Origin of the sequence: Rhizobium sp. IY2 (assembly GCF_047532935.1) — a bacterium.
GTDB lineage: Bacteria > Pseudomonadota > Alphaproteobacteria > Rhizobiales > Rhizobiaceae > Rhizobium > Rhizobium anhuiense.
Genome location: NZ_JBLKNU010000003.1, coordinates 213,618 through 234,110 on the forward strand (window position 1 = coordinate 213,618; position 20,493 = coordinate 234,110).

Annotated in this window: 20 protein-coding genes and 2 pseudogenes; 12 read left to right on the top strand and 10 right to left on the bottom strand. The window is 61.4% G+C overall.

Going from position 1 to position 20,493, the window contains the following annotated elements; translation table 11 throughout:
* Positions 1-233 precede the first annotated feature (233 nt).
* Positions 234-2,489 carry a DNA topoisomerase IV subunit A gene (gene parC / locus ACMUVN_RS14665; RefSeq protein ID WP_097542994.1) on the top strand — a complete coding sequence of 752 codons (2,256 nt, stop codon included), beginning with the start codon at positions 234-236 and terminating at the stop codon, positions 2,487-2,489.
* Positions 2,490-2,641: 152 nt separating this feature from the next.
* Positions 2,642-3,100, top strand: coding sequence for an SRPBCC family protein (locus tag ACMUVN_RS14670; RefSeq protein ID WP_047616391.1), 459 nt, complete (start codon positions 2,642-2,644; stop codon positions 3,098-3,100).
* Here the strand turns inward: ACMUVN_RS14670 and ACMUVN_RS14675 are convergent.
* The 6 genes and pseudogenes from ACMUVN_RS14675 to hemB all read right to left on the bottom strand — a co-directional run bounded on the left by ACMUVN_RS14675 (position 3,084) and on the right by hemB (position 7,441).
* Positions 3,084-3,439, bottom strand: a pseudogene (locus ACMUVN_RS14675) (type II toxin-antitoxin system death-on-curing family toxin). The gene ACMUVN_RS14670 and the pseudogene ACMUVN_RS14675 overlap by 17 nt on opposite strands.
* Before the next feature lie 11 nt (positions 3,440-3,450).
* Positions 3,451-3,669: pseudogene (locus ACMUVN_RS14680) on the bottom strand (AbrB/MazE/SpoVT family DNA-binding domain-containing protein); the annotation flags it as partial.
* A gap of 57 nt (positions 3,670-3,726) precedes the next feature.
* On the bottom strand, positions 3,727-4,611 hold the full coding sequence (locus tag ACMUVN_RS14685) for a DMT family transporter (protein WP_097542996.1): 885 nt from the start codon (positions 4,609-4,611) through the stop codon (positions 3,727-3,729).
* 271 nt (positions 4,612-4,882) lie between these two features.
* Positions 4,883-5,659 (bottom strand): arginyltransferase, encoded by a 777-nt coding sequence (locus ACMUVN_RS14690; protein ID WP_047616394.1) that lies wholly within the window; start codon positions 5,657-5,659, stop codon positions 4,883-4,885.
* Positions 5,660-5,877: 218 nt separating this feature from the next.
* The gene (locus ACMUVN_RS14695) at positions 5,878-6,336 is read right to left on the bottom strand and encodes an RDD family protein (RefSeq protein ID WP_047616624.1); all 459 of its coding nucleotides are present in this window, start codon (positions 6,334-6,336) and stop codon (positions 5,878-5,880) included.
* Between the two features lie 91 nt (positions 6,337-6,427).
* Positions 6,428-7,441, bottom strand: coding sequence for a porphobilinogen synthase (gene hemB / locus ACMUVN_RS14700; protein WP_414815213.1), 1,014 nt, complete (start codon positions 7,439-7,441; stop codon positions 6,428-6,430).
* A 230-nt stretch (positions 7,442-7,671) separates the two neighbouring features.
* Here hemB and ACMUVN_RS14705 point away from each other — a divergent pair, with 230 nt between their 5' ends.
* The 7 genes from ACMUVN_RS14705 to ACMUVN_RS14735 all read left to right on the top strand — a co-directional run bounded on the left by ACMUVN_RS14705 (position 7,672) and on the right by ACMUVN_RS14735 (position 14,354).
* Complete coding sequence (locus ACMUVN_RS14705) at positions 7,672-8,109, top strand: DUF6163 family protein (protein WP_063474274.1); 438 nt, start codon at positions 7,672-7,674, stop codon at positions 8,107-8,109.
* Positions 8,110-8,237: 128 nt separating this feature from the next.
* A complete protein-coding gene (ldtR, locus tag ACMUVN_RS14710) occupies positions 8,238-8,753 on the top strand; it encodes a transcriptional regulator LdtR (protein ID WP_003547156.1) in 516 nt (171 codons plus the stop codon).
* A gap of 439 nt (positions 8,754-9,192) precedes the next feature.
* Positions 9,193-10,494, top strand: a complete 1,302-nt coding sequence (locus tag ACMUVN_RS14715; protein WP_047616400.1) for a L,D-transpeptidase family protein — start codon at positions 9,193-9,195, stop codon at positions 10,492-10,494.
* A 216-nt stretch (positions 10,495-10,710) separates the two neighbouring features.
* Positions 10,711-12,009 (top strand): serine hydroxymethyltransferase, encoded by a 1,299-nt coding sequence (gene glyA, locus ACMUVN_RS14720; RefSeq protein ID WP_414815214.1) that lies wholly within the window; start codon positions 10,711-10,713, stop codon positions 12,007-12,009.
* A gap of 9 nt (positions 12,010-12,018) precedes the next feature.
* Entirely contained in the window at positions 12,019-12,495 is a 477-nt protein-coding gene (gene nrdR, locus ACMUVN_RS14725) for a transcriptional regulator NrdR (RefSeq protein WP_003547190.1), read from the top strand.
* Positions 12,496-12,498: 3 nt separating this feature from the next.
* Positions 12,499-13,737 carry a bifunctional diaminohydroxyphosphoribosylaminopyrimidine deaminase/5-amino-6-(5-phosphoribosylamino)uracil reductase RibD gene (gene ribD / locus ACMUVN_RS14730; RefSeq protein WP_097631047.1) on the top strand — a complete coding sequence of 413 codons (1,239 nt, stop codon included), beginning with the start codon at positions 12,499-12,501 and terminating at the stop codon, positions 13,735-13,737.
* Complete coding sequence (locus tag ACMUVN_RS14735; RefSeq protein WP_097631046.1) at positions 13,737-14,354, top strand: riboflavin synthase; 618 nt, start codon at positions 13,737-13,739, stop codon at positions 14,352-14,354. The genes ribD and ACMUVN_RS14735 overlap by 1 nt, the downstream gene beginning before the upstream one ends.
* Before the next feature lie 183 nt (positions 14,355-14,537).
* Here the strand turns inward: ACMUVN_RS14735 and ACMUVN_RS14740 are convergent, their stop codons facing one another.
* The 3 genes from ACMUVN_RS14740 to ACMUVN_RS14750 all read right to left on the bottom strand — a co-directional run bounded on the left by ACMUVN_RS14740 (position 14,538) and on the right by ACMUVN_RS14750 (position 16,152).
* Entirely contained in the window at positions 14,538-15,053 is a 516-nt protein-coding gene (locus ACMUVN_RS14740; RefSeq protein ID WP_097543001.1) for a GNAT family N-acetyltransferase, read from the bottom strand.
* 26 nt (positions 15,054-15,079) lie between these two features.
* The gene (locus ACMUVN_RS14745) at positions 15,080-15,583 is read right to left on the bottom strand and encodes a cupin domain-containing protein (protein ID WP_183908274.1); all 504 of its coding nucleotides are present in this window, start codon (positions 15,581-15,583) and stop codon (positions 15,080-15,082) included.
* Between the two features lie 209 nt (positions 15,584-15,792).
* Positions 15,793-16,152, bottom strand: a complete 360-nt coding sequence (locus ACMUVN_RS14750) for a hypothetical protein (RefSeq protein ID WP_047616410.1) — start codon at positions 16,150-16,152, stop codon at positions 15,793-15,795.
* 345 nt (positions 16,153-16,497) lie between these two features.
* Between ACMUVN_RS14750 and ribH the strand changes: the two genes are divergently transcribed.
* The 3 genes from ribH to ACMUVN_RS14765 all read left to right on the top strand — a co-directional run bounded on the left by ribH (position 16,498) and on the right by ACMUVN_RS14765 (position 19,776).
* On the top strand, positions 16,498-16,953 hold the full coding sequence (gene ribH, locus ACMUVN_RS14755; RefSeq protein ID WP_004674116.1) for a 6,7-dimethyl-8-ribityllumazine synthase: 456 nt from the start codon (positions 16,498-16,500) through the stop codon (positions 16,951-16,953).
* A gap of 3 nt (positions 16,954-16,956) precedes the next feature.
* Positions 16,957-17,439, top strand: a complete 483-nt coding sequence (gene nusB / locus ACMUVN_RS14760; protein WP_018241520.1) for a transcription antitermination factor NusB — start codon at positions 16,957-16,959, stop codon at positions 17,437-17,439.
* Positions 17,440-17,637: 198 nt separating this feature from the next.
* Positions 17,638-19,776: a sodium-translocating pyrophosphatase gene (locus ACMUVN_RS14765; RefSeq protein WP_047616414.1), complete on the top strand. Its 2,139-nt coding sequence runs from the start codon at positions 17,638-17,640 to the stop codon at positions 19,774-19,776.
* Positions 19,777-19,844: 68 nt separating this feature from the next.
* Here the strand turns inward: ACMUVN_RS14765 and ACMUVN_RS14770 are convergent, their stop codons facing one another.
* Positions 19,845-20,378 (bottom strand): outer membrane protein assembly factor BamE, encoded by a 534-nt coding sequence (locus tag ACMUVN_RS14770; RefSeq protein WP_047616416.1) that lies wholly within the window; start codon positions 20,376-20,378, stop codon positions 19,845-19,847.
* Between the last annotated feature and the right edge of the window lie 115 nt (positions 20,379-20,493).

The following is a 20,493-nucleotide window of genomic DNA, read 5'->3' on the forward strand; positions in this document are numbered from 1 at the left end:
CAAACGAAGTCCAAATTACGGCGGAACGTTTGTCTCATCCTTGCAGTGCCGCGCGTCTTTCAGACGCGCAAAGGACACTGTAACACTTTCAACCCTCGCATCGTGCTCTCCGAAAATCTATTCCGATTTTCGGAGAGCACGATGCGTTGGAGATGTCATTCCCAAGACTTCATCCACAGCTGCAATAGGCTAGATTCCTTGCCCGCCGGGCTCTTCTGGGCTAGTCAAGACCCATGGGACAAGAGATTTTGCCGCCTTCCGGCGGAGACGACGACAACATCCAGCCGGTCGACCTCAAGGCGGCGCTCGAGCAGCGTTACCTTGCCTATGCGCTGTCGACCATCATGCACCGCGCTTTGCCTGACGTGCGCGACGGGCTGAAGCCCGTCCATCGCCGCATCGTCTATGCGATGAACGAGATGGGGCTGAGGCCGAATACAGCCTTCAGGAAATGCGCCAAGATCGTCGGCGAAGTGATGGGTAACTACCATCCGCACGGCGACCAGTCGATCTACGATGCGCTTGCCCGTCTCGCCCAGGATTTCTCGCAGCGCTACACGCTGGTCAACGGCCAGGGCAATTTCGGCAATATCGACGGCGACAGCCCCGCCGCCATGCGTTACACCGAATCGAAGATGACGGCGGTCTCCGAACTGCTGCTCGAGGGCATCGATCAGGATGCCGTCGATTTCCGTGATACTTACGACGAATCGAATACCGAGCCGGTCGTCCTTCCCGGCGCCTTCCCGAATCTGCTCGCCAACGGCTCCTCCGGCATCGCCGTCGGCATGGCGACCTCGATCCCGTCGCACAATGCCCACGAGCTTTGCGATGCCGCCCTGCATCTGATCAAGCATCCGGATGCCACCGTCGAAAAGCTCGTCGAATTCATTCCCGGCCCGGACTTCCCGACCGGCGGCATCATCATCGACAGCCGCGACAGCATCATCGAGAGCTATCGTACCGGCCGCGGCGGTTTCCGCGTGCGGGCGAAATGGCAGACGGAAGATCTCGGCCGCGGCGGCTACCAGATCGTCATCACCGAAATTCCCTTCCAGGTGCAGAAATCGCGGCTGATCGAGAAGATCGCCGAGCTGCTGATCGCCCGCAAGCTGCCGTTGCTGGAGGATATCCGCGACGAATCGGCCGAGGACATCCGTGTCGTGCTGGTGCCGAAGACCCGCAGCGTCGATCCGACGATCCTGATGGAATCGATGTTCAAGCTGACGGAGCTCGAGAGCCGATTCCCGCTCAACATGAACGTGCTCTCCATGGGCCGCATCCCGCGGGTCATGGCGCTGAACGAGGTGCTGAAGGAGTGGCTGGACCACCGCCGCGAAGTTCTGCAGCGCCGCTCGCGCTTCCGTCTGGCGGCGATCGACAGGCGCCTCGAAATTCTCGGTGGTCTTCTGGTCGCCTATCTCAACATCGACGAGGTCATCCGCATCATCCGCGAGGAGGATGAGCCGAAGCCGGTGATGATGGCGCGCTGGGATCTGACCGACAATCAGGTCGAGGCGATCCTCAACATGCGGCTGCGCGCCTTGCGCAAGCTCGAAGAGTTCGAGATCCGCAAGGAATTCGACGAACTCACCAAGGAAAAGGGTGAGATCGAGACACTTCTTGCCTCCGACGAAAAGCAGTGGCAGACGGTCGCCTGGGAAATCGGCGAAGTGAAGAAGAAATTCGCCAAGGCGACCGAGGTCGGCCGCCGCCGCACGCAGTTTGCCGATGCGCCTGAGGCCGACGAGGAAGCAATCCAGCAGGCGATGATCGAGAAGGAACCGATCACCGTCGTCATTTCCGAAAAGGGTTGGATCCGCGCGCTGAAGGGCCATATCGCCGATACGGCGACGCTGACCTTCAAGGAAGGCGACGGCTTGAAGATAGCCTTCCCGGCGCAGACGACGGACAAGATCCTGATCGTCACGACCGGCGGCAAGGCCTTCACGCTCGGCGGCGACAAGTTGCCCGGCGGTCGCGGTCACGGCGAGCCGCTGCGCATCATGGTCGACATGGATAACGATCAGGCGGTGTTGACCGCTTTCGTCCACGATCCCGCGCGCAAGCAGCTGATTGTCTCCACAGCCGGCAACGGCTTCGTCGTTCCGGAGGCAGAGCTGGTCGCCAATACGCGCAAGGGCAAGCAGATCATGAACGTCGCGCTGCCCGAGGAAACGCAACTGCTCGTGCCTGTCAGCGGCGACCATGTCGCCGTCGTCGGCGAAAACCGCAAGCTGCTGGTCTTCCCGCTGGCGCAGGTGCCGGAGATGTCGCGCGGCAAGGGCGTCCGTCTGCAGCGTTACAAGGATGGCGGCATTTCCGACGTCCGCTGCTTCGCGATATCAGACGGCCTTATCTGGGAAGACAGTGCCGGCCGTACCTTCACGAAGAACAAGGACGAGCTTGCCGAATGGCTGGCCGACCGCGCCACTGCCGGTCGCACCGTGCCGAAGGGCTTTCCGCGCAGCGGTAAATTCGCCGGCTGAGGCATAAATTCCGCGCTCGTCTCTTGGCGGGCGCGGCAACTCCTCTATCTCATTGCTGTTACCAAAAATATGAGAGGCCGGCTCCGGAGGCGGACGGAATGGTCGCAGGCCGCGCACGGGAGGAGTGTGCGCGCATTACCGGAGGAAAATTGATGCCCGCCAGCACAATTAAAGTGCATGTCAGCCACACCTACAGGGCCCCGCCCGCCGTCGTCTACGACGCCTGGCTCAATCCCGAAATCGCCCGCCGCTTCCTGTTCGCGACCGATGACGGTCACGTCATCCGCGCCGATATCGATCCGCATGTCGGCGGCCGTTTCTTCGTCGTCGACCGCCGCCCGACCGGCGACGCCTTCCACCAGGGAGTCTTCCTGGAACTGAAGCGCCCACGACGCATGGTCTTCAGCTTCTCCGTCGAGGAGCATGATCACAATTGCGACCGCGTCGAAATCGAGATCGAGCCTCTCGGCGGCGGCAGCCGCCTGACGTTGACCCACGAAATGTGCGCCGAATGGGCCGAACACGAGGAAAAGACCCGGCAAGGCTGGGCGCATGTGATCGAGGGGCTTGGCAGGGAACTGGAGCAGCAGCAGTTCAAGGCGACGGGTTGAGCGCTATGCTGAAATCCCGAAGGAAGCGGGTCGCGCCTTCCTCGTCGATCTCGCCGGCGGCGACGTCGAGTACAAATGCAATGACCTGCGCGTTATCGGCATTGATGACGTAGCGGTTGATATAGAAACGTAAACGCCGCGAGATAGCCGGTACGCTTGTTTCCATCCTTGAATGGGTGGTTTCTAACAATGGCGTAGAGATAGGCTGCGGCGAATACGAAGATATCGGTTTCGCCATGTGCCGACCTTGTCGAGCGGCCGTGCCAAACTGGTTTCCAATGCGTTGGCATCCCGCAGGCCAGACAGACCGCCGTGCTCGGCGATCTGCTCGTCATGCATATTTTCAATCGCCTGGCGGATTCGCGGAGCGCCACTCGATATTTTTCCATGCCGATGCGGGCTGCCCGCACTTGCTCGGCAAGGTCCGCCGATTCCGGCACGAGCCGAATATTACCCTCGACCTCTCGCAATTCGAGGCTGTCGCCGCGGCTCAAGCCCAGCCGCTGCAGTACCTCTTTAGGGATAATAACGCCCTGGGAATTGCCGACCTTGCGGATTGTGCCCTTCATCATTTTATCCCCTGTAATAACGGAGTTACAACATCGGTCCGATCCGGCGGCAACGTCCTATTCCGCTGGTTGCCTGATGCTCTTCTCCCGCACCATCCAGAAGCAATGCCCGGCGATCGCCGTCACCAGGATGCCGCCGCCGACCAGCGTCATCGTCGCCGGCGTTTCGGCGAAGATCAGCCAGACCCAGATCGGCGCGAGCACGGTCTCCAGCAGATAGAACATGCCGACTTCAGGCGCGGAAAGATAACGCGGCCCCGTTGCAAGGCACCAGAAGGCGACCGGCATCATGATGGCGCCATTCAAGAGGATCCAGCCGGGATGGGCGATGGAAAATCCCAAGGGCAGAGCTTGCGCGAGGCCGAGGGCGGCCGGCAGGATGGCGGCAAGCAGCGGCACGAAGCCCATTTCCCGGCGCGAGCCACGTCCGATGGTGATGGCTGCGGCAAGAATAAGCGCGCTGAGAAGCGCCATGGCGTCGCCAAAAATATGGCCGCTCGCAAGCCCTTCGCGCACGATCAGCCCGACGCCGAAGATCATGAACAGCATGGCGATCAGCGTCGCGGCCTGCGGCTTCTCCTTCAGGAAAATCCAGGAAAGCAGGGCAGCGAACATCGGGTTGAAGGCGACGATGAAGACGACATTGGCTGTGGCCGTATTGAAGACTGAAAGCACGAAGGTGAGGGAGGAGAGGCCGTAAAGCAGGCCGGCGAATAGGCCTGCTCGCCCAGGAATGAGGACCGGCCATTTGCCCGAGGCAAGGCGCATTGCTCCAAGGATGACGAGCGTCGCAAGAATCGTTGCTGCGCTTCGTATTCCCAGGATCGACCAGATGTCGCCATCGCCAAGACGGACGAGCGGGATATCCATCGAAAGCGCCAGCCCGCCGATCGCCGTCAGCAGCAGACCCTTCCGATGATCGGAAAGAGCGGTGGGGAACATTTAGAGCCTTTCCTGGTCAGCTTGAAGCATTCTGCCGGAGCAGGTTTTCGTCAGGGCAGAGGCGATTGGCGAAGGGCATACCTCTTGGTACGTCCGAGCCGATCGCCTCTGATCCTGGCGCAAAGATGCCCGGCCCTTCGGGTTGGCTGAAACGGGCCGGCTGATCGACCGGCCGGCTTGGCCGTAGAGCTGGGCTACGACGCGCGCCGGCCGGTCGACCATCCGACTCCGTTTGAGCCAACAGAATGCTTCAAGCTGACCAGGAAAGGCTCTAATCGTGGGTGCTTTCGGGCATGGAGGCGGGATCGAAGCGTTCCCAGCCGCGCGGCGTCAGATGCTCCTGCGGCTGGAAGCGCGTCTTGTAGTCCATTTTCCGCGACCCTTGAACCCAGTAGCCGAGATAGACATGCGGCAGTCCCAGCGCTTTCGTGCGCCTGATATGGTCGAGAATCATGAAGGTGCCGAGCGAACGCCGATCGAGCGCCGGATTGAAATAGGAATAGACCATCGACAGCCCGTCGCTCATCGTATCGGTCAGCGCTGCGGCAAGCAGCTCGCCCTTCGGCCGCTGCTCCAGTCCGGAGCCTTCCTCGCGCCGGCGGTATTCGATGATTCTCGTATTCACATGCGTGTCTTCCACCATGATCGCATAGTCGAGCACGGTCATGTCGGACATGCCGCCCTGCTGGTGGCGAAAATCGAGATAACGCCGGAAGAGCGAATATTGCTCGCTGGAAGGCTGGGCGGGGAATTCAGTGGCGATGACGTCGGAATTGGCGGCAAGCACCCGCTTCATCGATTTCGTCGGCTCGAATTCCTGGGCGAGAATGCGCACGGAAACGCAGGCGCGACAGGATTCGCAGGCCGGGCGGTAGGCGATGTTCTGCGAGCGGCGGAAACCGCCCTGCGTCAGGATGTCGTTCATCTCGGCGGCACGCGGGCCGACCAGATGGGTGAACACCTTGCGCTCCATCTCATGCGGCAAATATGGACACGCAGCCGGAGCCGTCAGATAAAACTGCGGGGATGGCGTGGTCTGCGTATTCATTTGTCGCGGAAATTTCCTTGTCGAGACAGTGCCGTTTTCAGACAGCATGACCTAAGAATAGAAAACGTCAACAGCGGGGCGGGTTTCGCCCTTCATTTCAGTCTTCTAATTTTAGATATGGAGCGTCCGAAGTTCCCGGCAAAGGCAAGGCGGAGACTTTATTTCGTCTCCGCCCTCCAAAAAAGCCCAAAGTTGCAATGAGGCTCTGAGCCAGGGTCTCAGGCTGTGCGCACCGTTGCCGTGCCGACCAGCAGGTCGTGGACGAGACGGCTGCGCTCGATGAACAGGCCGGCCAGCAGGATGAGCGGCGTCAGCACCGAGTTGAGGATCCAGAACAGCGCCAGATGCACGATCGCCGTCATGAAATCCATCGGCCGCCCATCGACGCGCACGATTGCGATTCCCATGGCGCGCATGCCGAGCGAGGCCTGGCTCGGCCCGCCCACCGTCAGGCCGAAGTAAATGCCGGCGACGATGACGAAGAGGGCAGGGTAGAGAAAGAAGCCGAGCCCCAGCGTGACGATCGACAGGAAGAACAGTACGATCGCCGCGGGAATGCAGAGCAGCGCCACGATGACGTAATCGAGGATGAAGGCGAGGACACGGCGGCTCAACACGCCGCTATAGGCGCGCCAGTCCTCCGGTGCGGCATAAAGCGGATTGGGGTTGTAGCTCATCTCAATCTCCTGCGGAAAAACGATGCCGCTGATATGGTATCGGCAGGGCAAAATGCAATAATCTGCCCCCAAATCGCCAATCTGCTTGAAATCACCGCTTCGCGAGAATCCTCGCCACCTCGACCGCGAAATAGGTGAGGATGCCGTCGCATCCTGCCCGCTTGAACGACAGCAGCGTTTCGAGCATCGCCCGCTCGCCGTCGATCCAGCCGTTCATCGCCGCAGCCTTGATCTGCGTATATTCGCCGGAAACCTGGTAGGCGAAGGTCGGCAAGCCGAAGGCCTCCTTTATCCGCCAGCAGATATCGAGATAGGGCAGGCCGGGCTTGACCATCAGCATGTCGGCGCCTTCCTCGACGTCGAGGGCCGCGTCGCGGATTGCCTCGGTGCCGTTGGCGGGGTCGAGATAATAGGTCTTCTTGTCGCCTTTCAGCAGCCCGCCCGTCGAGATCGCCTCGCGATAGGGACCGTAGAAGGCGGAGGCGAATTTCGTCGCATAGCTCATGATGCCGACGTTCTGGTGGCCGGCCGCATCGAGCGCCATGCGGATCGCGCCGATACGCCCATCCATCATCTCCGACGGTGCGATGATGTCTGCGCCGGCATCCGCCTGCATCACGGCGGCGCGCGCCACCTGGTCGACCGTTTCGTCATTGACGATTTCGCCGTCTCTGAGAATACCGTCATGGCCGTGGCTGGTGAAGGGATCGAGCGCGACGTCGGTGATGACGCCGATATTGGGCACCGCCTTCTTGATCGCTGCCGTCGCCTGGTTGATCAGATTGTTGGCTTCGAGGCTGTTCGAGCCGGTCTCGTCGCGCAATTCCATCTCGATATTCGGAAAGGTGGCAAGTGCCGGAATGCCGAGGCCGGCCGCTTCACGCGCGGCTTCCACGGCTTTGTCGATGCTCATCCGGTTGACGCCGGGCATGGCCGGGATCGGATCGACGATGCCGGAACCCGGGACGATGAAGATCGGCCAGATCAGGTCGTCGACCGTCAGCCGGTTCTCCTGCACCAGCCGGCGTGTCCAATCCGCCTTGCGGTTGCGCCGCATGCGGCGATGGCCGGTGATCTCGTCGACGAGATGAGTCCTGTCCTGCATGATATCTGTCCCAAGCCCATTCCATTTATCCGAGCGCTCATTATCATGGCGCCCGGAAAATCCAAACCGGACGATTGGCCGCGGCGGAAAACCTCCGGCGCATAACCGCGAAATTTGGAGTCGATTTTCAGGGTTATGCGCCAACGCAATGTGATAGAGCGTCCTCAGCCCGTCTTGTCAGATGCGCGGGCGCCTTTGTGAAGATGCAACCCCAAACCGATGTCTGCGCTATGGAAACCGATTCCCCGACGATACCGAAACGCACGCTGGCGGATATCCTCTTCATTCTCTTCCTGAGGCTGGTTGCCGTCTCCTGCTTCTGGTTCGGCCTGCAATATTGGGCGATGCTCGTCGGCTATTCGCTGGTCGGCGCCGGCCGCTTCGATCTTTTGAGCCTGCCGTGGAAGGTGGCGAGCACCAGTCTCGCCGTGCTTTTCCCCGTGGCCTCTCTCGGCCTCTGGCTCACCGTTTCCTGGGGACCGGTCATCTGGGTGCTCGCCGCCGGCGGGCAGATCCTGATGTATGGCCTGCTGCCGGATATTTTCGGCCCCAACCAGCTGATCATTCTGCTGCATGTCATGGTCGCCGTCGTTTACTGGATTTTCCGCCTGCTGCTGTGGCTGGAAAAGCGCCGGCATCGCCGCCAGGTAAGCGTTGATTTACCCTGAGACAACGTGGAGTTACCGGTAAGGCTCCGTTAAGCCTGCGGTTTAAGTCGAATTTTATATGTATTCGATAGGGTCTCACTCAAGGCGGGAAGAAAACACACCGCCAAACAAACAGTGAGGCAGTCAATATGAATACGAAAATCAAGCCGCAGGCGGTATCGACCTTCCGTGACCAGCAGGATCATGACATCCGTGATCTTTACATGGAATCCCTTCATCTCGTTGAACGTCTGCACCGTCGTCTTCTCGACGTCATCAAGGACGAATTCGACCGTCAGGGTCGCAGCGACGTCAACGCCATTCAGGCGCTGCTCCTTTTCAACATCGGCAATTCCGAGCTGACCGCCGGCGAACTGCGCTCGCGTGGCTACTATCTCGGCTCCAACGTTTCCTACAACGTCAAGAAGCTGGTCGATCTCGGCTTCATCAACCACCAGCGCTCGCGCATCGACCGCCGCTCGGTCCGCATCAGCCTGACCGAAACCGGCCAGGACATCGCCGAAACGGTCGCCAAACTCTACGAACGCCACATCGCCTCGATCGACAAGGTCGGCGGCATCGGCACCGACGAGTTCACGCAGATGAACAAGCTGCTCCAGCGTCTCGATCGCTTCTGGAACGATCAGATCCTGTACCGCCTCTAAAACCCGGACCTCCTTTCAGGGTTGCAGAAAATCGGACGTGTTCCCTGCACGTCCGATTTGCCGTTTGATCCGCGTGGCATCTTTGCAACGCATGGCTGACAAGCGCAAAGCCCGGTATTCAAGCCGTTTTTTAGCCGTTATTAACCGGCACGGTTTACCCCGTCATATGGTTCGTTGCGTCGTGTTCCCGGCAGCCGACAGTCCTTCTGCCGACCTGGCAACACGAATTGGCCATATTGGTGTGGCAGCGGAAGGCTTAACAACCGGCGCTTTCAATGGACCGATCAGAGTTCAGGCTTTCTCATCGCAATCTTGTGATGGGGGAGGCGGAGTTTTTTGATACGCCGGGACAACGAATGGACAGGGATCTGCGTTAAAGCGCAGTGATTTCGCAAAGAGCCGCGGCTTGTTCTTATGGCGGCATTGAGTGGTTGGGACTATGTCGAAGAAAAACGGAATTGAAGCTCTCTCTCGCCGCGCTTTCCTTGCGTCCGCGGCAACGGTTGGCGCCAGCGCGATCGCGGCGCCGGCATTTGCGCAATCGGCGCTCGATACGCTGATCAACGCGCCGCGCCGCGGCAACTGGGACGACCAGTTCGACGCCAAGGCGGCGTCGCGCACGGCGACCGCCATGGTTTCCAACACGCCGATCCTTGGGCCCCAATCTGTCGCGAGCGCCCAGCAGGCAATCATGCAGTATCAGCAGATCGCCGCAGCCGGAGGCTGGCCCGAGGTCAATCCCGGTGATCAGCGCCTGCAACTCGGCGTCAGCTCTCCCGCCGTCCAGGCGCTGCGCCAGCGTCTCGCGATCACCGGCGATCTGCCGCGCGAGGCCGGCCTGTCCAACGCCTTCGATTCCTATGTCGACGGCGCCGTCAAGCGCTTCCAGGCGCGTCACGGTCTGCCGGCCGATGGCGTTCTCGGCGAATTCACCCTGAAGGCGATGAACATCCCTGCCGATGTTCGCCTGCAGCAGCTGAACACCAATGTCGTCCGTCTGCAGACCTTCCCCGAGGACTTGGGCCGCCGTCACCTGATGGTCAATATCCCGGCCGCCTATGTCGAGGCCGTCGAAGACGGCAGTGTCGCGACGCGTCACACCGCGGTCGTCGGCCGCTTGAGCCGCCCGACGCATCTGGTCAATTCGAAGATCTACGAGGTCATCCTCAATCCTTACTGGACGGCGCCGCGCTCGATCGTCGAGAAGGACATCATGCCGCTGATGCGCAAGGATCCGACCTATCTCGAAAAGAACGCCATCCGCCTGATCGACGGCAAGGGCAACGAAGTCGCCCCCGAAACCGTCGACTGGAACGGCGAGGCGCCGAACCTGATGTTCCGACAGGACCCCGGCAAGATCAACGCCATGGCGTCGACGAAGATCAACTTCTACAACAAGAACGGCGAGTACATGCACGACACGCCGCAGCAGGGCCTGTTCAACAAGCTGATGCGCTTCGAATCCTCGGGCTGCGTCCGCGTGCAGAACGTGCGCGACCTGACCAACTGGCTGCTGCGCGAGACCCCCGGCTGGAGCCGCCAGCAGATGGAGCAGGTGATCGCCACCGGCGTCAACACGCCGATCAAACTCGCGGCGGAAGTTCCGGTTTACTTCGTCTATATCTCTGCCTGGGGCATGCCCGACGGCATCGTCCAGTTCCGTGACGACATCTATCAGATGGACGGCAATGCCGAGCTGGCGCTCGACACTACGGCTGGCATGGAACAGCCAGTTCAGTAAGCGGCAAGCTCTGCATCGCAATTTGAGAACCGCGCTTTCGGGCGCGGTTTTTTTATGCCGGGAGGGGCTCTCCATAAAATGGCCGCCAGGCATCGGCGCGGCGCGGCCGGAAAAGAGCGTGAGCGCGCGCTTTGCTCAGCAAATGTCGTTCTTCGTATTGCCCTTGCCACAGCGGGAGGCTAATACCTCAGCGCATTCCAGTTGAGGAGCCCGCCCATGACCAATGCTTCCACCGAATCCTTCTTCAATCGCTCGCTTGCGGACGTCGATCCGGACATTTTTAGCGCGATCGGAAAGGAGCTCGGTCGCCAACGGCACGAGATCGAACTGATCGCTTCTGAGAACATCGTCTCCCGCGCCGTGTTGGAAGCCCAGGGCTCCATCATGACCAACAAATATGCCGAGGGTTATCCCGGCAAGCGTTATTACGGCGGCTGCCAGTTCGTCGATATCGCCGAGGAACTGGCGATCGAGCGCGCCAAGAAGCTGTTCGGCGTCAATTTCGCCAACGTCCAGCCGAATTCCGGTTCGCAGATGAACCAGGCGGTGTTCCTGGCGCTCCTGCAGCCCGGCGAAACTTTCATGGGTCTCGACCTGAATTCGGGCGGCCATCTCACGCATGGTTCGCCGGTCAACATGTCCGGCAAGTGGTTCAACGTCGTTTCCTACGGCGTGCGCGAAGGCGATAACCTGCTCGACATGGATGAGGTCGCCCGCAAGGCCGAAGAAACCAAGCCGAAGCTCATCATCGCCGGCGGCACTGCCTATTCCCGCATCTGGGACTGGAAGCGCTTCCGCGAGATCGCCGACAGCGTCGGCGCCTATCTGATGGTCGACATGGCCCATATTGCCGGCCTCGTCGCCGGTGGCGTTCATCCGTCGCCGTTCCCGCATTGCCATGTCGCGACGACGACGACCCACAAGTCGCTGCGCGGCCCGCGCGGCGGCGTCATCCTCACCAATGACGAGGATCTGGCGAAGAAATTCAATTCGGCCGTTTTCCCCGGCCTGCAGGGTGGTCCGCTGATGCACATCATCGCCGCCAAGGCCGTTGCCTTCGGCGAGGCACTGCAGCCGGAATTCAAGGATTATGCCGCTCAGGTCGTCAAGAATGCCAAGGCGCTCGCTGAAACGTTGATCGCCGGCGGCCTCGACGTCGTCTCCGGCGGCACCGACAACCACCTGATGCTGGTCGACCTGCGCAAGAAGAACGCCACCGGCAAGCGCGCCGAGGCAGCGCTCGGCCGTGCCTACGTCACCTGCAACAAGAATGGCATTCCCTTCGATCCGGAAAAGCCCTTCGTCACCTCGGGTGTGCGCCTGGGCGCACCGGCCGGCACCACCCGTGGCTTCAAGGAAGCGGAATTCCGCGAAATCGGCAATCTCATTGTCGAGGTTCTCGACGGCCTGAAGGTCGCCAATTCCGATGAAGGCAATGCCGCCGTCGAAGCCGCCGTGCGCGGCAAGGTGGTCAATCTCACCGACCGCTTCCCCATGTATGGCTACATGGGATAAGGAGTAGGGATGCGCTGCCCCTATTGCGGTTCGGAAGATACTCAGGTCAAGGATTCGCGCCCGGCGGAGGACAACACCTCCATCCGCCGGCGGCGCATCTGTCCGGATTGCGGCGGTCGCTTCACCACCTTCGAGCGCGTGCAGCTGCGCGAGCTGATGGTCATCAAGAAGACTGGCCGCAAGGTGCCATTCGACCGCGACAAGCTGGTGCGCTCTTTCGAGGTGGCGCTACGCAAGCGCCCGGTCGAGCGGGATCGCATCGAGCGCGCCGTCTCCGGCATCGTCCGCCGGCTTGAAAGCTCCGGCGAAACCGAGATCTCTTCCGAGCAGATCGGCCTGCAGGTGCTGGAGGCGATGAAGAGCCTCGATGATGTCGGCTTCGTGCGCTACGCCTCGGTCTATCGGGATTTCTCGCTTGCCGAGGATTTCGAGAAGGTCATTTCGGAAATCAACGCCAAGATTGCCCGCGACCCGCTGGACAGGTGAGCCATGAGCATCACGCCGCATGACGAACGTTTCATGGCGGCGGCGATCCGCCTGTCGCGCTGGCATCTCGGCCGCACCGCTACCAACCCCTCCGTCGGATGCGTGATCGTCAGGGATGGGGTCATCGTCGGCCGGGCGGTGACGGCGCTCGGGGGCCGCCCGCATGCCGAGACGCAGGCGCTGGCTGAAGCCGGCGCGCTCGCCCGCGGCGCCACCGCCTATGTGACGCTCGAACCTTGCTCGCATCACGGCAAGACGCCGCCCTGTTCCGAGGCGCTGATCGCCTCTGGCGTTGGCCGCGTCGTCATCAGCGTCACCGATCCAGATCCGCGTGTCTCGGGCCGCGGCATCGCCATGCTGCGTGAAGCCGGCATACAGGTGGATGCCGGTGCTCTGGAGGAAGAGGGCCGGCGTTCGCTTGCCGCCTATCTCACCCGCCAGACGAAGAACCGGCCCTATGTGACTCTCAAGCTTGCCGTTTCCGCCGACGGCATGGTCGGCCGTCAGGGGGAGGGACAGGTGGCAATCACCGGCCCGCTCGCCCGCGCGCAGGTGCATGCGCTGCGCGCCGAAACCGATGCGATCCTCGTCGGCATCGGCACGGCGATTGCGGACGATCCGCTGCTGACGGTGCGAACACCAGGTCTCGAAGCCCAGTCCCCGATCCGCATCGTTCTCGATCCCACCCTGGCATTGCCGCTGACCAGCAAGCTCGCCCTGACGGCGCGGGACGTGCCTGTCATCGTGGTGGCGAGTGAGGAAGTGTGGCCTTTGTCGGCGGATGCGGAGGGGCTACCCCCCTCTATCCTGCCGGACACCTCCCCACCTGTGGGGGGTCCGAAGGACGGGTCGAGACCTGTGGCTCGGCCCCGGTACTCCGGCAGGGCAGAAGGCGGTACCCCACCCACAGACGCTACCGACATGGACTCGCGCCGCGCCGCACTCGAAGCCGCCGGCGTCGAGATCGTCTATTGCAATCCTTACCATCCGGAAATCCTGCTGCCGGCACTCGCAACACGCGGTATTTCCTCGCTTCTGGTCGAGGGCGGCGCAAAGACGGCGCGGCTTTTCCTCGAGGCTGGCCTCGTCGACCGTATCCAGCTTTATCAGGCGCCTGTCGTTATCGGCCAGCGCGGTATTGAATCGCCGCTTGATGCAACCGACATACCATCGGGTTTTGCCCATAGGGGCACGCGGATGTTCGGCGAAGATCGCCTGGACGAATATGAAAGAGGGTTTTGATGTTCACCGGAATAGTCACCGATGTCGGCACGGTCGAATCCGTTTCCCCGCTGAAAGAAGGCATCCGCTTGCGGGTCGCGACCGCCTATGATCCCGCCACCATCGACATGGGTGCCTCGATCTCGCATGCCGGCATCTGCCTGACCGTCACCGCCCTTCCGACCGAAGGCAGCAATGGCCGCTGGTACGAGGTCGAGGCCTGGGAAGAGGCGCTGCGGCTGACGACGATCGGCACATGGCGGGAAGGCAGCCGCATCAATCTCGAACGGTCGCTGAAGATCGGCGATGAGCTCGGCGGCCATATCGTTTCCGGCCATGTCGACGGCAAGGCGGAAATCCTCTCGGTGACATCGGAGGGTGACGCCACGCGCTACCGCCTGCGCGCGCCCGAACACCTCGCAAAATTCGTCGCCCCCAAGGGTTCGATCGCACTCGACGGCACCTCGCTGACGGTCAATGCGGTCGACGGCACGGATTTCGACGTGCTGCTCATCCGCCATACGCTCGAAGTCACCACATGGGGCGACCGCAAGGCCGGCGATTTCGTCAATTTCGAGGTCGACACCATGGCGCGTTACGCCGCCCGGCTGGCCGAATTCCCCAGCGCCTCAGCCTGAAATGTGCCCCTCACCCTAACCTGCCGGGGTCGAGCCACTCGTCTCGCCCTGTCCTTCGGACCCCCGTAAAAGCGGGGCGAAGGGACGTGCCATGCGAGACGCCGGCGAAGGACGGAGAGGTCGCCGCATATTCCCTTCGCCCCGTTTACGGGGAGAAGGTGCCGGCAGGCGGATGAGGGGCCGCTACCGCGAAAACTGAATAATCTCGCCATTGTATTGCGTCCGCGCCGTCTCGCGAAAACCGAGCTTGGCTGCCACCCGCAACGAAGCCTCATTCTCGGGGCTGATGATGCAGCTCATTGGTTTTCCTGGGAAATGCGCCTCCGCCCAGCCGATCAGGATTGCCAGCGCCTCGGTGGCATAACCGCGGCCGTGTGCTAAGGGCATCAGCGCCCAGCCGACTTCCATCGTCCCTTCGATCGACGGTTCCATCTCGCGGCGGGCTTCGAGGAAGCCCGCTTCGCCGATGAACCGGCCGCTCTCTTTTTCGATGATCGCCAGAAAGCCGAAGCCCATATGATGCCACATGCCGGCGAGGCGCAGCATGCGGCTCCAGCTCTGCTCGCGCGTCGATGGCACGCCGGTGATGAAGCGAACGACGTCCTCGTTTGCCCATAATGCCGCATGCGCCTCGAAATCGTCGAGGCGGTGAGGGCGCAGCGTCAGCCGCGCCGTTTCGAAGGTCGGAATGTCGGTCACATCAGGTCCTTATGGAAATCGCGCCCTCAGGCGCCGGGCTCGCCGTCCCAATAATCGAGATCACCTTCCGACCGTCCGATGTGGCGGAAGCGCCCGGCTTTTGTGCCGTCCCTGTTGGTCTTGGCAAGGAACTTTCCGGAATCGGGATATTCGACGATCTCGGTCTTCGCCATCGTCGAGATGCCGAGATAGACAAGCGTCGTCGTGCCGGTGTTGATGATTTGGTGCGCCGTTTCCGGCCCGCCAGCCGGCGCGCCGAGCACGTCGCCCGCCCTGATCGGATGGCGCGCGTCGCCGAAGCGGTATTCGCCGGTGCCTGCGATTATATGGAAGAGTTCGTCTTCGACATGATGATTGTGGAAGGGACAGCCCGACTTGCCTGGCGGTACCTCGTTGTAGCTGACGCCGAGTCCGGCGAGGCCGAGAAGCGTGCCGAACGAGGTGTCGACGCTTTCATAGAACTCGCCCTGTTTCCAATGGTCGAGCTTGAGATCGGCGGTATTGATCACCGCCTTCGGTTCCATCGCCATGATGTTCTCCTGTTCCAGGAAGAGAAACTATCATCGCGCCGGAAAATTCAATGCCTATCTCGGAAATCCCCGGCATGGGCGGAGAGGAGACCGCCGCCCATGCTGTGAGCGGCCGCGCATGGAATGGAACACGCTAGGGACGCTCGATCACTTCAACCCACGCATACCCCCGAAGATCGATTCCGATCTCGGGGGTATGCGCTGGAGCGTCAGCGGACGTAGAAGGTCAAGCTTCCGTCGGCTGCCTGCTCGGCGTTGACGATGTTGCGGACGTCGACGCCTTCATTGTTGAGCCGGTGGGCCAGCGATCTGTTGGCGTCGATCGAGGCCTGGATGCCGCGAACGGCCTGACCGGAGCGTTCCGGCGCCGAGCGCGGACCGGTCGTTTCGTCGTCGAGATTGCGCCAGTTATGGACCTGCTCGACATTGAAATCATTGCCGTGGAAGGTCCGGAGTGTCTGTTCGATGCCCTGGGCCGTGTTCATTCCAAGGCTTTCGGCCCGGCTGACGCCGGCAAATGCGAGCGAGGAGAGGGCTGCGGCGAGGGTGATGGTGACAACGCGGTTCATGATGGTATCCTTTCATCTGCTTTGACGGTCGACTGTCGTTGCAGGGGATCGTCTGCGTCACGACATGGAATTGGCGTTGCCCTCTTCGCGATTCAATGGGTTAAGCCACTGAAAATCCATTAAGAATTGTTCATGAAAACCGCCTTCGAATTGCCGTTTTCAAGGCATCCGGGAAAGCTGATTTGAAAGGCTTGCCCAGCAGTGCAGGCAGGACGCGGCTATCCCCTTGCAGATATTTCTTCTTTGGCATTGGGGCATCGGGCGAAATTGCTTGCCATTCGGACGAAGGCATGTTTTGACCGCGGGCTGCCGAGTGGGAAATGTCCCGCCAACCGAAGGTGAACCATGCCGAGAGAGACCGCTCCCCATATTTTGATCGTTGAGGCCCGCTTCTACGACGACATGGCCGACGCCCTGCTCGAAGGCGCGACTTTCGCATTGCAAGAAGCCGGCGCCACCTTCGAGGTGGTCACCGTTCCCGGCGCACTGGAAATTCCGGCGGCAATTGCCATGTCGCTCGATGGAGACGACAATGGCGGCACGCATTATGACGGCTATGTCGCCCTCGGCATGGTCATTCGCGGCGAGACCTATCACTTCGATATCGTGTCGAACGAATCCTCGCGCGCCTTGATGGATCTTGCGGTCAGCGAGTCCCTTGCCATCGGCAACGGCATCCTGACCGTCGAAAACGATGAACAGGCATGGGCGCGCGCGCGCCGCTCGGATAAGGATAAGGGCGGATTTGCCGCTCGTGCAGCTCTGACGATGATCGAGCTGAAGCAGAAACTGGGTGCATAACGAATGAACGACGACAAGACGGAACGGCCGGTCAAGACTGCAAACCAGCGGGGCGCTGCCCGTCTTGCTGCCGTTCAGGCACTTTATCAAATGGATGTCGGCGGCACCGGCGTTCTGGAAATCGTCGCCGAATACGAGGCGCACCGTCTTGGCCAGGAACTCGACGGCGCGACCTATCTGAAGGCCGATGCCGCCTGGTTCCGTTCCATCGTCTCCGGCGTCGTGCGCGATCAGGTCCGCCTCGATCCGCTGATTGCCGCGGCACTGCAGGATGATTGGGCCTTGTCGCGCCTCGACAGCACCGTGCGCGCCATTCTGCGCGCCGGCGTCTTCGAGATCACCGACCGCAAGGACGTTCCCGTGGCGGTCATCGTCACCGAATATGTCGAGATCGCCCAGGCCTTCTTCGACGACGACGAGCCGAAGCTTGTCAACGCCGTGCTCGACCGCATCGCCAAGCAGGTCCGCGGCGAGGCGAAGAAATAACTCCTTAGCCGCCAAACAATCTCCCTGCGTCTTTCTTCGCACTGCAATGGTTTTCGCCCGTTGCGGTCTTGACGCAACGTGATCGACCACGCAATCTCCGCACCGCTTAGCTGTGGCATTTCTGTGGAGAGGAAGGCGATTCGGCGGCGTATCTGCCGGAGAAGGAGTGATCTCCGGCCTATGGGAGGAACGAGCGAAATGACCATTCTTTTATGCGTAATCGCATGCGGTCTGCTCTCGGTGGTCTATGCCGCCTGGGCAACCCGGTCGGTGCTTGCCGCCGATCAGGGCAATAGCCGCATGCAGGAGATCGCGGGTTACATCCGCGAAGGCGCTCAAGCCTATCTGACGCGCCAGTACAGAACCATTGCCCTTGTCGGCGTTGTTGTTTTCATCGCAGCCTGGCTGCTTCTTTCCGCCACGGCCGCCATCGGTTTCCTGATTGGCGCCGTACTATCAGGCGCTGCCGGTTTCATCGGCATGCATGTCTCCGTCCGCGCCAATGTGCGCACCGCCCAGGCAGCCTCCATCAGCCTTTCCGCTGGCCTCGACATCGCCTTCAAGTCGGGTGCGATCACCGGCATGCTGGTGGCCGGTCTGGCGCTGCTCGGCGTCTCCATCTACTACACTATTTTGACCATCGGGCTCGGCCATGAGAGCGGCTCGCGCGAAGTCATCGATGCGCTGGTGGCGCTCGGCTTCGGCGCTTCGCTGATCTCGATCTTCGCCCGTCTCGGTGGCGGTATCTTCACCAAGGGCGCCGACGTCGGCGGCGACCTCGTCGGCAAGGTGGAAGCCGGCATTCCCGAAGACGATCCGCGCAACCCGGCAACGATTGCCGATAATGTCGGCGACAATGTCGGCGACTGCGCCGGCATGGCCGCCGACCTCTTCGAGACCTATGCGGTCTCGGTCGTCGCCACCATGGTTCTCGCCGCCATCTTCTTTGCCGGCGCGCCGATCCTCCAGTCTGCGATGGTCTATCCGCTGGCGATCTGCGGTGCCTGCATCATCACCTCGATCATCGGCACCTTCTTCGTCAAGCTCGGTGCGAACGGCTCGATCATGGGCGCTCTTTACAAGGGCCTCATCGTCACCGGCCTGCTGTCGATCGTCGGTCTCGGCGCTGCCACCTCGCTGACCATCGGCTGGGGCTCGATCGGCTCCGTCGGCGGCGCCGATATCTCGGGCGCGCACCTCTTCTTCTGCGGCGTCATCGGCCTCGTCGTCACCGCGCTGATCGTGGTGATCACCGAATATTATACAGGCACCGGCAAGCGCCCGGTCGTTTCGATCGCCCAGGCCTCGGTCACCGGTCACGGCACCAACGTCATCCAGGGTCTGGCCGTCTCGCTGGAATCGACGGCACTGCCGGCGATTGTCATCGTCGGCGGCATTCTCGCCACCTACCAGCTCGGCGGCCTGTTCGGCACCGGCATTGCGGTCACGGCGATGCTGGGCATTGCCGGGATGATCGTCGCGCTCGACGCCTTCGGACCGGTGACGGACAATGCCGGCGGTATCGCCGAAATGTCGCATCTGCCGCCGGAGGTGCGCAAATCCACCGACGCGCTCGATGCTGTCGGCAATACGACCAAAGCCGTCACCAAGGGTTATGCCATCGGTTCCGCCGGTCTCGGCGCACTGGTTCTCTTCGCCGCCTACTCCTACGACCTCAAATATTTTGCGGCGAATGGCGACAAGTTCCCTTATTTCGCGGGCATAGGCGAAATTTCCTTCGATCTTTCCAACCCCTACGTCGTGGCGGGATTGATCTTCGGAGGTCTCGTTCCCTACCTCTTCGGCGGCATTGCCATGACCGCCGTCGGCCGTGCGGCCGGCGCGATCGTCGAGGAAGTCCGCCGTCAGTTCAAGGAAAAGCCCGGCATCATGCAGGGCACGGAAAAGCCGGATTACGGCAGGGCCGTCGACCTTCTGACCAAGGCCGCCATCCGCGAGATGATCGTGCCGTCGCTGCTGCCGGTGCTGGCGCCGATCGTCGTCTATTTCGGCGTGCTGCTCATCTCCGGCTCCAAGGCTTCCGCCTTTGCCGCGCTCGGCGCATCGCTGCTCGGCGTCATCATCAACGGCCTCTTCGTCGCCATCTCGATGACATCGGGCGGTGGCGCCTGGGACAATGCCAAGAAGAGCTTCGAGGACGGTTTCGTCGACAAGGACGGCGTGCGTCACATGAAGGGTTCGGATGCGCACAAGGCCTCCGTCACCGGCGATACGGTCGGCGATCCCTACAAGGATACCGCCGGCCCCGCCGTCAACCCGGCGATCAAGATCACCAATATCGTCGCACTTCTGCTGCTCGCCGTTCTTGCTGGCTAGACAGATCAGAGACCATTAAAAAACCCGCCGGAGCGATCCGGCGGGTTTTTCGTATGAGGTATGTCCGATCAGCGCAGGCTGCTTGGGTTCTGCGGCGTACCGCCCGCACCGCCGCCGAACAGGCTGCGGGCAGCACTCGCGGCGCTGCCGCCGGAGAGCATCTGCTGCAGGAAGGTGAGTTCCTTGCCGCCGGTCGGCGTGACGCGTCCGATCGTGTCGAACACCTTGCCGTCCTGCAGCGTATAGTTGGCACGGCGGCTGACGACGTTGTCCTTGTCGAAATAGATTGCCAGAACGCTCTGGTCGACGACCTTCAGCTTCTGGAAGGCGACGGCACGCGTGCGTCGCTGCGAGATATAATAGAAGACTTCGCCGTCGAAGGTCGCCGTCGTCGAGGGGGTACCGAGCGACAGCAGCACCTGCTCGCGGCTTGAACCCTCCGGAACGAGGTTCAGCGACTGCTGGTCGGCGACATAACCGCCGTTGAGCACGGTGCTGGTTTGGCAGCCGGAAAGAGCTGATGTGGAGGCGATTATGAAGGCAATGGCCGCACTGCTGAAGAATTTCATGTCAGACTTGAAATACCGTTTCTTCAACGACATCTACTCCCTTGAGTGTCGATAGCAGCCATTTTGGGCCTTGCACGCTTTCCTCCTGCAAAACCATTGTGGCCATTCCGAGTCGAATGTCCCGAATTCGCTTCGTAGACGCATTGAA